This window comes from Rhizobium sp. MHM7A (genome assembly GCF_005862215.1).
GTDB lineage: Bacteria > Pseudomonadota > Alphaproteobacteria > Rhizobiales > Rhizobiaceae > Rhizobium > Rhizobium bangladeshense.
Genome location: NZ_VCHT01000005.1, coordinates 266,956 through 280,981, shown reverse-complemented (window position 1 = coordinate 280,981; position 14,026 = coordinate 266,956). Strand labels below are relative to the sequence as shown.

14 protein-coding genes are annotated in these 14,026 nt (G+C 62.3%); 1 reads left to right on the top strand and 13 read right to left on the bottom strand.

The features are described 5' to 3' along the window. The first annotated feature begins 114 nt into the window (after positions 1-114). Positions 115-2,466 (top strand): DNA translocase FtsK, encoded by a 2,352-nt coding sequence (locus FFR93_RS19615; protein WP_138394429.1) that lies wholly within the window; start codon positions 115-117, stop codon positions 2,464-2,466. 30 nt (positions 2,467-2,496) lie between these two features. Here FFR93_RS19615 and FFR93_RS19610 read toward each other — a convergent pair whose 3' ends face one another. The 13 genes from FFR93_RS19610 to FFR93_RS19550 form a co-directional block, all read right to left on the bottom strand. Then, positions 2,497-3,000 carry a GrpB family protein gene (locus FFR93_RS19610; protein WP_138394428.1) on the bottom strand — a complete coding sequence of 168 codons (504 nt, stop codon included), beginning with the start codon at positions 2,998-3,000 and terminating at the stop codon, positions 2,497-2,499. 9 nt (positions 3,001-3,009) lie between these two features. Beyond that, positions 3,010-3,615, bottom strand: a complete 606-nt coding sequence (phnN, locus tag FFR93_RS19605) for a phosphonate metabolism protein/1,5-bisphosphokinase (PRPP-forming) PhnN (RefSeq protein ID WP_064707577.1) — start codon at positions 3,613-3,615, stop codon at positions 3,010-3,012. Continuing rightward, the gene (locus FFR93_RS19600; protein WP_138394427.1) at positions 3,612-4,751 is read right to left on the bottom strand and encodes an alpha-D-ribose 1-methylphosphonate 5-triphosphate diphosphatase; all 1,140 of its coding nucleotides are present in this window, start codon (positions 4,749-4,751) and stop codon (positions 3,612-3,614) included. The genes phnN and FFR93_RS19600 overlap by 4 nt, the downstream gene beginning before the upstream one ends. 13 nt (positions 4,752-4,764) lie before the next feature. Next, positions 4,765-5,460, bottom strand: coding sequence for a DUF1045 domain-containing protein (locus FFR93_RS19595; protein WP_138394426.1), 696 nt, complete (start codon positions 5,458-5,460; stop codon positions 4,765-4,767). A 119-nt stretch (positions 5,461-5,579) separates the two neighbouring features. Beyond that, positions 5,580-6,932, bottom strand: a complete 1,353-nt coding sequence (phnE, locus tag FFR93_RS19590) for a phosphonate ABC transporter, permease protein PhnE (RefSeq protein ID WP_138394425.1) — start codon at positions 6,930-6,932, stop codon at positions 5,580-5,582. After that, positions 6,932-7,912, bottom strand: a complete 981-nt coding sequence (gene phnE / locus FFR93_RS19585) for a phosphonate ABC transporter, permease protein PhnE (protein ID WP_064707581.1) — start codon at positions 7,910-7,912, stop codon at positions 6,932-6,934. The genes phnE (FFR93_RS19590) and phnE (FFR93_RS19585) overlap by 1 nt, the downstream gene beginning before the upstream one ends. A 68-nt stretch (positions 7,913-7,980) precedes the next feature. After that, complete coding sequence (phnD, locus tag FFR93_RS19580; protein ID WP_138394424.1) at positions 7,981-8,892, bottom strand: phosphonate ABC transporter substrate-binding protein; 912 nt, start codon at positions 8,890-8,892, stop codon at positions 7,981-7,983. A gap of 69 nt (positions 8,893-8,961) precedes the next feature. Then, the gene (gene phnC / locus FFR93_RS19575; RefSeq protein ID WP_064707583.1) at positions 8,962-9,804 is read right to left on the bottom strand and encodes a phosphonate ABC transporter ATP-binding protein; all 843 of its coding nucleotides are present in this window, start codon (positions 9,802-9,804) and stop codon (positions 8,962-8,964) included. Positions 9,805-9,921: 117 nt separating this feature from the next. After that, positions 9,922-10,539 (bottom strand): DapH/DapD/GlmU-related protein, encoded by a 618-nt coding sequence (locus FFR93_RS19570; protein WP_064707584.1) that lies wholly within the window; start codon positions 10,537-10,539, stop codon positions 9,922-9,924. Further along, entirely contained in the window at positions 10,536-11,243 is a 708-nt protein-coding gene (phnL, locus tag FFR93_RS19565) for a phosphonate C-P lyase system protein PhnL (RefSeq protein WP_138394423.1), read from the bottom strand. The genes FFR93_RS19570 and phnL overlap by 4 nt, the downstream gene beginning before the upstream one ends. Positions 11,244-11,273: 30 nt before the next feature. Next, on the bottom strand, positions 11,274-12,050 hold the full coding sequence (gene phnK, locus FFR93_RS19560; protein ID WP_138394422.1) for a phosphonate C-P lyase system protein PhnK: 777 nt from the start codon (positions 12,048-12,050) through the stop codon (positions 11,274-11,276). Further along, positions 12,047-12,922, bottom strand: coding sequence for an alpha-D-ribose 1-methylphosphonate 5-phosphate C-P-lyase PhnJ (locus tag FFR93_RS19555; protein ID WP_064707587.1), 876 nt, complete (start codon positions 12,920-12,922; stop codon positions 12,047-12,049). The genes phnK and FFR93_RS19555 overlap by 4 nt, the downstream gene beginning before the upstream one ends. Then, positions 12,919-14,025: a carbon-phosphorus lyase complex subunit PhnI gene (locus tag FFR93_RS19550; RefSeq protein WP_138394421.1), complete on the bottom strand. Its 1,107-nt coding sequence runs from the start codon at positions 14,023-14,025 to the stop codon at positions 12,919-12,921. The genes FFR93_RS19555 and FFR93_RS19550 overlap by 4 nt, the downstream gene beginning before the upstream one ends. Between the last annotated feature and the right edge of the window lies 1 nt (position 14,026).

Sequence of the window (14,026 nt, the reverse complement as noted above, 5' to 3'; positions counted from 1 at the left end):
GCAAATTGTCTCGGAAGGCCGTCTCGGAATGGTACGGCCGGAAGGAACTTATTAACCTTCCTTTTCTATCCCGGTACGGTCGTAATTCGTTAGGCATGAGTGAGTAGCGGACGCATGCGTTTTCCCAGAACCAATTTGACCGATGCCGCGGAATTTTCCAGCGGGCTTGAAACGGAACTTCAGGAGGAAATTGCAGGCGAAAAGCCCGCCGCGCCGATCTGGCAGAGCAACTTCTCGCTCGCGCCGAACGTTCGCTTCACCCGCACGCCCGAAACGCTGATCAGCCGCCGCCGCCCATCGAACGAGCCTGTTCGCGGCGAACCGCAATCTGAACAGCAGGCAATACGGATCGAGCCGGTCGCGGTCGACGTCCCCTTCGACATCTATCTGCCGGAGCCCGGCGAACTTGCCGCAGCGCCGGCTCAGACGATCGAGACGCCGCAACCGCCGGCCGCCGCGGTGGAGGCTTCCCCCCTGCGCGCCGCTTCCGAACTGTCGTCGATTTCCGATTTCGCCTTCTGGGAAGTCATGGCCTTCGAAGAAGGCGAACCCGTGCGGGCGCCCGCGATCGTTCTTCCGAAGATCGAGACCGCGCCCGAATCGATCACCTCCCTGTTCCGCGTCATGGAATGGCGTCCGGGCGCGCTGAAGCCCGCCCCGTCGGCATCCCGCCCGACCCAGCCGCCGGCTGCCACGACCGCGCCGGTGGCTCCGCGCCCGCCGGCGGCGATTTCCCTGGAAAAGCCGCCGCGGGCTCGCGAGGCGACGATCGCGTTGGCGCCCCAGGCCGCACGCCAGGCCACTCCAATGCCTCAGGTCACGCCGGTGCTTCAGGCCGCCCCGATGCTACAAGCCGCCCCCGCGCCTCGGCCGACGCCCCCGGTCGCTGCGGTCCTGCCGTCGCCGCGCCTAGCGACGAGGCCGGAAAAGGTCGATGCATCAGGCTATGAATTCCCGCCGCGTGCTCTCCTGCAGGAGCCGCCCGAACGTCTCGGTGAGATCATGTCGCAGGAGACGCTGGAGCAGAATGCCGGTCTTCTGGAGAGCGTGCTTGAGGATTTCGGCATCAAGGGCGAGATCATCCATGTCCGTCCGGGCCCCGTCGTCACCCTCTATGAATTCGAGCCGGCGCCCGGTGTGAAGTCATCGCGCGTCATCGGCCTGGCCGACGATATCGCCCGCTCGATGTCGGCGCTTTCGGCCCGCGTCGCCGTGGTCCCCGGCCGCAACGTCATCGGCATCGAGTTGCCGAATGTCACCCGCGAAACAGTCTACTTCCGCGAGATGATCGAGAGCCAGGATTTCGACAAGAGCGGCTACAAGCTGGCGCTCGGCCTCGGAAAGACCATCGGCGGTGAGCCTGTGATCGCAGAGCTCGCGAAGATGCCGCACCTGCTTGTTGCCGGCACCACCGGCTCGGGCAAATCGGTCGCCATCAACACGATGATCCTGTCGCTGCTTTATCGCATGACGCCGGAGCAGTGCCGGCTGATCATGGTCGACCCGAAAATGCTGGAACTCTCCGTCTATGACGGGATTCCGCATCTCCTGACGCCCGTCGTCACCGATCCGAAGAAGGCGGTCATGGCGCTGAAATGGGCGGTGCGCGAGATGGAGGAGCGTTATCGCAAGATGTCGCGCCTCGGCGTGCGCAACATCGACGGCTATAACGGCCGCGTCTCACAGGCGCGCGAAAAGGGCGAGACCATCCATATCATGGTCCAGACCGGCTTCGATAAGGGAACAGGTGCGCCGATCGAGGAAAGCCAGGAACTGGATCTTGCGCCGATGCCCTATATCGTCGTCATCGTCGACGAAATGGCCGACCTGATGATGGTCGCCGGCAAAGAGATCGAGGGTGCGATCCAGCGTCTGGCGCAGATGGCGCGTGCCGCGGGTATTCACCTGATCATGGCGACTCAGCGCCCTTCGGTCGACGTCATCACCGGCACGATCAAGGCGAATTTCCCGACTCGCATTTCATTCCAGGTCACCTCGAAGATTGACAGCCGCACCATCCTCGGCGAGCAGGGCGCCGAACAACTGCTCGGCCAGGGCGACATGCTGCATATGCAGGGGGGCGGACGCATCGCCCGCGTCCATGGTCCCTTCGTCTCCGATGCTGAAGTGGAGAAGGTCGTTGCGCATCTGAAGACGCAGGGCCGCCCCGAATATCTCGACACCGTGACCGCCGACGAGGAGGAAGAACCGGAAGAGGAAGAGGCCGGCGCCGTTTTCGACAAGAGCGCCATGGCTTCCGAGGATGGCAACGAGCTTTACGAGCAGGCGGTCAAGGTGGTCATGCGCGACAAGAAGTGCTCGACCTCCTACATCCAGCGCCGCCTCGGCATCGGTTACAACAGAGCCGCTTCACTCGTCGAGCGCATGGAGAAGGAAGGCCTCGTCGGGCCGGCCAACCATGTCGGTAAGCGCGAGATCGTCTCCGGACGGGGCGACGGGGATTGATAGGGCACGGGGTGCCCTACGCACTCCGATTCATGTCCGTAAGGCTGCCAGCCGCACCGTCTCGCTGACGAATTCGGTCTTGCCGCCGGTATAGAAATCCCGATCGCCGCCGGCCTCCACAGCCAAGCGGCGTTTCAGCTCGGCATAGGCCCGGGCTCTTTCCGGGTGATCTCGGAGATAGTCGCGAAACCGGATGCGCTCCCGGTGGGCGCGATTATCCGGGCCGCAGAGATAGAGCTTGAACCCATCATCATCATAATCGCGGGTGAAGCCCCATCGTTTCTCGCCTCTATCACCGTGGAAGACGAAATCGGTCGCGCGCATGATCTTGATTGCCATCGGCAGAACCTCGTCTGAGATCATGACGACATCGAGGTCGATCTTCGGCTTGGCCGCCAAGCCGGGCACCGACGTGCTGCCGATGTGATCGATGGTAAGCACGACCTCGCCGAGCAACGCAGATATCTCGATGCTGACTTCAGCAAAGAGCCGCGGCCAGCAAGGGTCGTAATCGACGACTTTGATGGCGCGCATCCTGCTGCTCTACTGTGTCGAGTGCACTTCGGCCAGTAACCCGTCCAGGATTGCGATCATCTTCTGCTCGGCTTCTTCGAGCGAGCCGCTATTGTCGAGTTCCGTCACGTCGTAGTCGCCACGCACGGTGAGCGGGCCGCGGGCAAGCCTGGCCATGATGTCCTCATGTGTCTCGCGCCCGCGCGCTTCCAGCCGGCTGGCGAGCACTTCGGGGCGGGCCGTGACATTGATGACCTTCAGTCGCGGGAAAGCGGCCTGGAAGCGGTGAAGCGCCGAGCGTGAGCCGTTGGCCACGACGAGATGGCCCCTTGATAGCGCCACCGAGACCTCGGCGGGGATTCCGTATTTCAGGCCGTGCGCTTCCCACCAGACGGCGAAGGATCCTGACTGCTCCATGGCTGCAAAGCCTTCGAGCGAGACGGAAAGATGATCCTCGCCGCCGGCATCGCGATGGCGTGTGATGACGCGGCGGGCGAAATGCACATTGTCGCGGCCGGAAAAACGCCGCGCAGCGAGGTTCATCAGCGTGTCCTTGCCGGCGCCGCTCGGCCCGACGACGACGACCATGATGCCGCGTTCGGCTCCGGCTGCCGCATGGGGTTCGTGCGGGGTCATGCGACACGGCGTCCCTGGCGCCAGACGGAGCGTGTCACCGGCACGCCATGCGAGCGGTGGACGCGGACGAGGTCGGCACGAAGTCCGGTCGCGATCCGGCCCCGATCGTCGAGGCTGACGGTGCGAGCAGGAGTCGAAGTCACCATTGCGATCGCTTTCGGAAGAGTGATGCTCTCCACCTCGTCTGCGAGGATGAAGGGTGCATGCAGCAGGCTGAGCGGCACGTAGTCGGACGACAGGACGTCGAGCACGCCCATTTCGGCGAGGTCGCGGGCGGCGATGTTGCCGGAATGGGATTTGCCGCGAACGATGTTGGGCGCGCCCATCAGCACGCTCATGCCGTGCTCGTGCGATGCCCGGGCGGCATCGAAGCTTGTCGGGAACTCGGCAAGGCGGACGCCATTATCGATCGCCTCGTCGACGTGGGAAAGCGTGGCATCGTCATGGCTTGCGACCGTGATGCCGCGCTCGGCACAGACCTTGGCGATGGCGGCGCGATGCGGCGTCGAGTTGCGCGCCGATTCCGCCTGTCGTTTGGCGACGAACCGGGCGAAGGCTTCATTGCTCAGGCCCCGCTTCTTCTGATAGTAGAAGATGTACTGATCCATCGTCTGGAACTGGCGCTGCCCCGGCGCGTGATCCATCAGCGAGACCAGCCGCACATGCGGGTCGTTTTCGAAATCGGCAAAATGTTCGAGCACGTTGTCGGCCGACACTTCGCAGCGCAGGTGGATGAGGTGCTCGGCGCGTAGCCTGCCTTCCTTTTCGGCCGACTGGATGGCGTCAGCCATCTCGCGCATCTCGCCATGTTCGAAACCGCCGTCCTCGTCCGCGCCCATGCGCAGGCAGTCGAAGACCGTCGTGATGCCCGATGTGACGATCTGCGCGTCATGCGCCTGGACGGCAGCCGTCTTGTGCCAGCGGATGCCCGGACGCGGCTGATAATGGCCTTCGAGATGGTCGGTATGCAGTTCGACGAGGCCGGGAATAATGTAGTCGCCTTCAAAATCTTCGCCGGCTACCGAACTGCCCTCGGAGATGTCAGCGATCTTGCCGTCGCGTATGAGGATCGATCCTGAGAGGATGTCGTCCTCGAGAACGATGCGGGCGTTGGAAAAGACGGTCTCTTTACTCATATCGTCAGGTCTTTCAGCTTTTGGCGCCGCTGAGCGGCAGCCAGGAATGAACTTTGAATGGGGCGCCGCGCGTCTCCTCGGTAAAGACGGCAAGGCCGGAAATCGAAAGCGGCCGGCCGATGAAACCGGCAAAACGCTCAGTCAGGATCGCCTTCATGACATCGGCGCGCTCGGCGGGTACCTGGCCGCTCAGGGTCATGTGAAAACCGAAATCCTCCATGACGTAAGGATAACCCCAGCGATGCAGATTTGCGCGCTGGCTTTCGCTGAGCTTCTCCGGGTTGCGCCGCGCGATGTCGGCATCGGAGAGCGCTGCGCGAAAGGGCTCGAAGGATTTTACCACCTTCGCGGCGAAATCCTGAAGTGGTTGATGAAGAGAGCCGGGAACAAGGGCAAAAAATCGGCCGAGCTGGCCGAGCACGAGTTCGGGAATCTCGAAGGCCGGCGTGCGCGCAGCAAACTCTTCGGCAACCGCCATCAGATCCTTCTCGGTGACGGAGGCGGCGAGCGAAAACGGCGCCTTGATCGTGGCGTGAAAGCCGTAGCGGCGCGGCTCGGCGGTCAGCTCGAACTGTTCCGCGGCACCGAGCATCTCATGTTTCGGTGCAGGATAAGTCTCGCCCGTAAAGGCGTCACGACCGAGCCAGAGCGAGGCCGCGCCGGTCAGGGGATCATCCTTCGGCGGCGAGAAATAGAGAGCGTAGCGCAAGGCTGTTATCCTGGGGATCGTCGAGATGGGGAGCGCAATGTGCAGTGATTTGGCGGCGAACCGCAAGCAGGCTCCCCGGCTAAAAGATTTCCGTGACAGAATGATGATGCGGCAGCTCTTCAGTGGTTCTTTTTGCCCATCACGCGCGAGCGCAGCGCATTCGAGAGATTGTCGAAGGCAAAGACCACCAGGAGGATCAGAAGCACCATATAGGCGACCTTGTCCCAGTCCGAATTGGTCTTCATGGATTCCAGCAGCTTGAGGCCAATGCCGCCCGCACCGACCGCACCGATCACGGTCGCCGAGCGGGTATTCGATTCCCAGAAGTAGAGCGATTGCGAGATGAAGACTGGCAGAACCTGTGGGATGACGCCGAAACGTTGGACGGCGACCGGCGCCGCACCCACCGACTTGACGCCCTCGCGTTGCTTGTCGTCGATGTTCTCGAGCGCTTCGGCGTAGACTTTTCCGAGTGCGCCCGTATCGGTGAAGAAGATTGCCGCGATCCCTGGAAGCGGCCCGGGGCCGAAGGCACGGGTGAAGAACAGTGCCCAGATCAGCATGTCGATCGAGCGCAGGAAATCGAAGAGCCGTTTCGTGCCCCAGTTCACGGCGCGGCTGCGCATGATGTTGCGCGCGCCGATGAAGGCGAGCGGGAAAGCGACCAGGGTGCCGAACAGCGTGCCGACAAAGGCCATGACCAGCGTCTGCATCAGTTTCGACAGGATGTCGCCGTGCTGCCAACTCGCATTGTTGAGGAAGTTGTCGAACGCCAGCGATGCATTGGACTGATTGGCATCGAGCCGTTCGCCGGAGAAGATCAGGCCGATGACCTCGGGCAGGCTGCGGCCCCAGAAGGGCGATTGCGTATCGAAGAAGAAGTTCGCCCAGCCGAGAAAACGGCGCTGCACATAGACCTGGCTAGTTCGAATTTCTGCCTGTCCGGCAAAGCCGTAATAGACATTCACCTTGTTGTCGTCCTGGTGCATCTGGGCTGGCGCATTTGCGGGCATGGAGGCGCGGTCGCGGGTGATGGTCACGGGATAGAGCTTGCCGTCGATATAGACATCGACGCGGCTCGGGCTTACTTCCAGCCGGTCGGCGTCGCTGCCGAATGTGACAATGTATCTGCTCCCGTCGGCACTAGGCTTCAGCCAGTCGATATCGGCGCCTTCGGGATACTGCCGGCGACTTGTCCATTGGGGAACGACCTGATCGTTCTGGAAACGCAAGCGTGGCTGGGCACGCCAGGAATACCAGTCCTGGACATAGATCGCCGCACGGTCCCAGTTGCCGTTCACGAAAGTCGGAATGACGTTGAAGAAGGCGAAGCAGAAGCCAAGATAGATGAGGACTGCCGCCGAAATGAGGAGGAGACCCCAGCGCTGCATGAAGCTGCGATGGAAGACATCCGGATAGGCGGTCAGCAGGCGGTTGCGCTCGGCGGTGTCGAGGGTCAAGACAGAGGACATCACGCTGCTCCCCTGCCGAATTCGAAGGACTGCTTGCCGATCAGCCGGCGGCGCAGCCAGGCGGAGAACTGGTCGACGCAGATGACGGTGATCAGCAGCAGGATGATGATCGCGTAAGTCTTGGCGGCATGGTCGCGACCAATCGACAGGCTGAAGACCTCGCCTATGCCGCCGCCGCCGACAGCGCCGATAATGGTTGAGGCACGCACGTTGATCTCGGTGCGCAGCAGCGTATAGGAGACGAAGTTCGGCAGCACCTGCGGCAGGATGGCGAAACGCACACGCTCGATCCATCCTGCGCCGACTGCGCGCAGGCCCTCATCCGGCTTCATGTCGGCGTTCTCGACGACTTCGAAGAACAGCTTTCCAAGCGCGCCGACGGTGTGGACCCAGACCGCGATGATCGCCGAGATAGGCCCGATCGACAGGATCGCCGCGAGCAGGCCGGCGATGACGATTTCCGGAAAAGCGCGCATGATTTCCATGATGCGCCGCACGATCCATCGGGTTACGCCTGCACCGACGAGGTTGGTGGAAGCGAAAAAGCAGAGCATGAACGCGCCGCTTGCGCCAAGAATGGTGGAGACGATGGCGATGTTGAGCGTGATCGCGAGCTGGTAGAAGAAATTCGGAATGTAGAAACTGTCGGTGATCCAGACGCGGTCGCTTGTATAGTCGTATTTTATCGAACCGTCGGAAAAGGGCGACGGCAGGTCGAACATGGCGCGGAAGATCTCCAGCGGGCTGTCCGGCACAAAACTCTTCATGAAATCGAAGAAATAGGGAAGGCGTTCGAAAAACTTGCCCGAATTCGCGCTGTTGGCGAAGTCGAGCGAGGCGCCGAGGATGATGAGGAAGACCACGATTGAAACGATGGTGTAGATCCGCCGCGTTCGAACTTGGCTCTGATAATGATCGAGGATGGTGCGGGAGCTCTCCTGCAATCCGTTCAGAGAGTTCGCGCCGGCCGAGTGCGCCATATCTGGCTTCCTTTTTGGAAAACGGCGGCACCATCATAATGCCGCCGCAAGACTGTTCAGACTGAGGATCAGCCGCCGATCACGGCCTTACGGGCGTCGATGATTGTCTGGTAGAAGCTCTGGTCCACCGGTGCCCAGTCAACGTAGCCGCCGCCGGTGAACGATTCGAAGCAGCTCTTGTCGGTCTTCGGCAGCTCGGCGAAGTAGGCGGTAACCTTCTTCTGGAGATCGGCCGGCAGCTTCTGAGAAACCATCAGCGGACCGTTCGGGATGAGCGGCGACTTCCAGACCTCGACGATATCGTCCATGTCGAGCAGGCCCTTGGCGACCATCTGGTGTAGGTTGCCGGAGGTGTAGCCCTGCGCCCACTCGCCCTGACCGGAACCGAAGGTGGTGCCGACGTCGAACTTCTTGTCGAGAACGCCGAGAACGAGGTTCTCATGGCCGCCGCCGAAGCCGGTTTCAGAGAAATACTGCTTGACGGGAGCGCCGGTGTCTTTCGGAAGGGCAACGTTAGGAACGAGGTAACCGGAGGTGGAGTCGGGATCGGCGAAGCCGAGCTTCTTGCCCTTGGCGTCGGCGAGCGTCTTGATGCCGGAATCCTTGCGGGCAACCATGATCGAATAGTAGCCTGTCGAACCGTCGGCCTGCTTCGTGGTCAGAACCGGGGTAACGGCGTTCGGATCTTTGATATAAACCGCGGCGTAAGAGGCAGCGCCCATGACGGCGAGGTCAATCGTGCCACCGAGCAGGCCCTGGATGACGCCGTTGTAGTTCGGCGATGGGAAGAGCTGGACTTCGGAAACACCGGTGGCAGCGGTCAGGCCCGGCTTGACGCACTCGGTGCGGCGAACCTGGTCGGCCTCGTTTTCACCGCCATCGAGTCCGATGCGGAGTACCTTGACGTCCTGTGCGGCGGCATTGCCGGCGAGGGCGGCTACGGCGATGGTTGCCATCAGGATATTGCGGAATGCAGACATGGAAGTCTCCTTTTGTGACGTGGCTTGTCAGTTGGTTCTCCGGCCGTTGTCCCGTCGGCCGGAAACGGTTCAATGCATGGCGGCGGCTTTGGCCGTCATGCCGGATGATGCGATTTCGGGGCGACGAGTGGATTCAAGGCTGGTCGAGGTCACCGTTTCGTCGATGCCGGCGCCGTCCTTATCCGTCCCGTAGATTTCCTTGACAGCCTCCGCGGTCAGCTCCGAGGGCTTTCCGTCGAAGACGACGCGGCCACCGGCCATGCCGATGATGCGCTCACAGTAGTTGCGGGCGGTGTCGAGCGTGTGCAGATTGGTGATGACGGTGATGCCCTCGCGCTCGTTGATATCGCGCAGCGCATCCATGACGATCTTGGCGTTCAGCGGGTCGAGCGAGGCGATCGGCTCGTCGGCGAGAACCATCTTCGGGTTCTGCATGAGCGCGCGGGCAATCGCCACGCGCTGCTGTTGTCCGCCGGAAAGCGTGCCGGCCGGCTGCAGCGCCGTCTGCTCAATGCCGAGGCGTTCGAGCGCGGCGATGGCGTGAATACGCTCCTCGCGTGTGAAGACGCTGAGCAGGCTCAGAAGCGTCGAGCGGTGATTGAGCCGGCCGAGCATGACATTTGTGAGAACATCAAGGCGCGGCACCAGGTTGAACTGCTGGAAGATCATCGCACAGTCGCGCTGCCAGTTGCGCAGCGCTCGGCCACGAAGTCCGGAGACTTCGACGCCGGCAAAGTGAATCGAGCCGGAGCTCGGCTCCTGGAGCCGGTTGATCATGCGCAGGAGCGTCGACTTGCCGGCGCCGGAGCGGCCGATGATGCCAACCATCTGACCCTGAGAAATCTCGAGTGTGACGGCGTCGACTGCGAGTTTGTTTCCGAAACGACGTGTGACATCCTTCAGCGCGAACATCATGCTCTTCCCCTGCATTCCGGGCCTTTATCAGGATCGCATTAGTCCCGCTTGATGACCCTCAGATGTCATATTTGTGTAAGTCTTGTCACATTTCCTGGCGCTCGTATCGGAGGTTTAGCCGCCGTAGCGGGAGAGGAAATCTTCCGCGCTCAGGTTGCGAAAATCCTGGAGTGCCAGGCGCAGCCGGTCATGTTCCCAATCCCACCAGGCGAGTTCGTCCATGCGTTCTCCTAGCGCCTTAGAAAACCGATCGCGGATCAGCCGGGCCGGGACGCCGCCGACGATCGTGTAGGACGCGACGTCTTTCGATACGACGGCACCGGCGCCTATCACCGCGCCGTTGCCGACGCTGACGCCCGGCAGGATCGTCGCCCCATGGCCGATCCAGACGTCATTGCCGATCGTCACGCGATTCAAGCGCCGCCAGGCGAAGAAATCCTCCTCCATGTCGCCGTCCGGCCAGTAATCTGCGGCGCGATAGGTGAAATGGTGCAGCGTCGCGCGCCAGGTCGGATGGTTGGTGGCGTTGATGCGAACGGCGGCGGCAATATTGACGAATTTGCCGATCGTCGCGCACCAGATGGAGCCGTCCTGCATGATGTAGGAATAGTCGCCGAAGGTTACCTCGCTGATGCGGCAGCGTTCCGAGATTTCGGTATAGCGCCCGAGGGTGGAATCGCTGACGGATGCAGTCTCGTCGATATAGGGCTCAAGGCCCAGCTTCCGGTTCATGCAGCGATCTTTCGTGGAGAGAACTGCTGGACATCGAGGATGCGGTCGGCGACGGCTTCGCGCACTTCCTCGTCGTGGAAGATGCCGAGGAGAGCAACGCCCGCCCGCTTCTTTTCGGCAATCATGCTGACGACGACGGCCCGATTTCGTGCATCGAGCGACGCTGTGGGTTCGTCGAGAAGCAGGATCGTATGGTCGGTGATGAAGCCGCGCGCGATGTTGACCCGCTGTTGTTCTCCGCCCGAAAAGGTAGCGGGCGGAAGCTGCCAGAGCGCTTCGGGCAGGTTGAGTTTGGCGAGCAGGGCACCGGCCTTTTCCCGCGCCGCCATGGCCTGTTCGCCGCGTGCGACAAGCGGCTCGGCCACTACGTCTATGGCCGCGACACGCGGGACGGTGCGCAGGAACTGGCTGACATAGCCGAGCGTATGGCGCCGCACGTTGAGCACGGTGCGCGGGTCGGCCGAGGCAAGATCGACGATGCGCCCGTCGTGGTGGACGAGGATCTGCCCGGTATCGACGGCATAATTGCCGTAGATCATCTTGAGCAGCGAGCTCTTGCCGATGCCAGAGGGGCCGCCGAGCACGACGCATTCGCCTGACGACACAGAGAAGGCGACGTCGGAGACGACGGGCAGCCTGATGCCGTCGCGCAGGTGCATGGTGAAGCTTTTCGAGACTTCGGAAACGACGAGGGGCGTGGCCATGATTGTTCTTTCCTGGTTTCTAACGATGGCTCAGACCTGCAGGATCGAGGAGACGAGCAGCTGGGTGTAAGGCTCCCGCGGATCGTCGAGAACACGATCTGTCAGACCGTGTTCGATGACGCAGCCATCCTTCATCACCATCATCCGGTGCGAGAGAAGCCGGGCGACGGCGAGATCGTGGGTGACGATGATGGCCGAGAGGCCAAGATCGTTGACGAGGCCGCGCACCAGATCGAGCAGGCGCGCCTGCACCGAAACGTCGAGACCGCCTGTGGGCTCGTCCATGAAGACGAGGCGCGGCCCGGTGACGAGATTGCGGGCAATTTGCAGGCGCTGGCGCATGCCGCCGGAAAAGGCGCGCGGCTGGTCGTCGATGCGCTCTGCGTCGATCTCGACACGTTCAAGCCAGTCGATGGCGGCCGAGCGGATCTTGCCGTAGTGCCGGTCGCCGATCGCCATCAGCCGTTCACCGACATTGGCGCCGGCCGAGACGGTCATGCGCAGCCCGTCGGCGGGGTTCTGGTGTACGAACCCCCAGTCGGTGCGCATCAGGAAGCGGCGCTCGGCCTCATTCATATGGTAGAGGTCGCGGTAGCTGCCGTCGCGCATGTGGTACTCGACGCTGCCGGTGGTCGGCATCAGCCTGGTGGAGATGCAGTTGAGCAGCGTTGTCTTGCCCGAACCGGATTCGCCGACGATGGCGAGCACCTCGCCGGGCCAGAGCTCGAAGGAGACGTTCCGGCAGCCGATGCGATTGCCGTAGAATTTTGAGAGGTCGTTGACTTTGAGAAGCGCCGTGTCGGTCATTCCGCAGCCTCCCGGGCCAGCATTTCGCCGGCATGCCCCTGCGCCCGGCGATCTTCGCAATGGTCGGTATCGGAGCAGACGAACATGCGGCCGCCCTTGTCGTCGAGGATGACCTCGTCGAGGTAGACATCCTCTGCGCCACAGAGCGCGCAGGGTTTGCCGAAGCGCTGAATCTCGAAGGGATGGTCTTCGAAGTCCAGGCTGACGACGTCGGTATAGGGCGGCACGGCATAGATGCGCTTTTCGCGACCGGCGCCGAAAAGCTGCAGCGCTTCCGACTTGTGCATCTTCGGGTTATCGAACTTCGGTGTCGGCGAAGGATCCATGACGTAACGTCCATGCACCTTGACCGGATAGGCATAGGTGGTGGCGATGCGGCCGTTTCGGGCGATGTCTTCGTAGAGCTTCACATGCATGAGGCCGTATTCTTCGAGCGCATGCATCTTGCGGGTCTCGGTCTCGCGGGGCTCGAGGAAGCGCAGCGGCTCTGGGATCGGCACCTGATAGACCAGCACCTGGCCGGCTCCGAGCTTTTCCTCCGGGATGCGGTGGCGCGTCTGGATGATCGTCGCATCCCTGGTATGCGTCGTCACCGCGACATTGGCGACCTTTTGGAAGAAGGCGCGGATGGAAACGGCGTTGGTCGTATCGTCGGCGCCCTGATCGATGACCTTCAGCACGTCGTCAGGCCCGATGATCGAGGCCGTCACCTGCACGCCGCCGGTGCCCCAGCCGTAGGGCATCGGCATTTCGCGGGAAGCGAAAGGCACCTGGTAGCCTGGAATGGCGATTGCCTTCAGGATGGCGCGGCGGATCATCCGCTTGGTCTGCTCGTCGAGATAGGCGAAGTTGTAGCTGGCGAGATCGCTCATTCGGCGGCTTCCTTCATGTCTTCGCCAGCACTGCGGGCGGCTTCGAATTCGCGGCGCATGCGGCGGACGAGATCGAGTTCGGCCTGGAAGTCCACATAATGCGGAAGCTTCAGGTGCTCGACGAAACCGGTCGCCTGGACGTTGTCGGAATGGGAAATGACGAATTCCTCATCCTGCGCAGGCGCGGTGATGTCCTCGCCGAGCTCTTCGGCGCGCAACGCCCTATCGACCAGAGACATCGCCATAGCCTTGCGCTCGCTCTGGCCGAAGACGAGGCCGTAGCCGCGGGTGAATTGCGGCGGCGCCTTGGCCGATCCCTTGAACTGGTTGACCATCTGGCATTCAGTGATTTGGATTACGCCGAGCGAGACGGCGAAGCCGAGCTCCGCCACGTCGAATTCCACCTCGACTTCGCCGATGCGGATCTCGCCGGTGAAGGGGTGATTGCGGCCATAGCCGCGCTGGGTGGAGTAGCCGAGCGCCAGCAGGAAGCCCTCATCGCCCCGGGCAAGCGCCTGCAGGCGCAGGTCGCGGGTCATCGGGAATTCCATCGGCTCGCGGGTCAGGTCGCCGATCTCGTGATCTTGCGGCATGTCGCCGTCTGCCTCGATCAGGCCTTCCTCGCCGAGAATTTCGGACACGCGCATGACGCGGCCGGTCTCCGCCGTACGCTGGGCAGGCGCCTCGACCGCTTCGTCCTGAAGCAGCGAGGGATCGAGCAGCCGATGGGTATAATCGAAGGTAGGCCCAAGAAGCTGGCCGCCCGGCAGATCCTTGTAGGTCGCCGAGATGCGCCGTTCGATCGTCATATCAGCCGTGTCGAGCGGCCTTGAATAGCCGAAGCGCGGCAGAGTCGTGCGGTAGGCGCGCAGCAGGAAGATCGCCTCGATCATATCGCCGCGCGATTGGCGGATGGCGAGCGCTGCAAGCGTGCGGTCGAAAAGCGAGGCCTCCGCCATCACGCGGTCAACGGCGAGGCCCAACTGCGCCACGATCTGGTCGATGCCGATCGCCGGCAGAGAACGGTCGCCGCGGCGGCGGTCGGCAAGCAGGCGGTGGGCATTGGCAATGGCGGCCTCGCCACCCTTGACGGCAACATACATG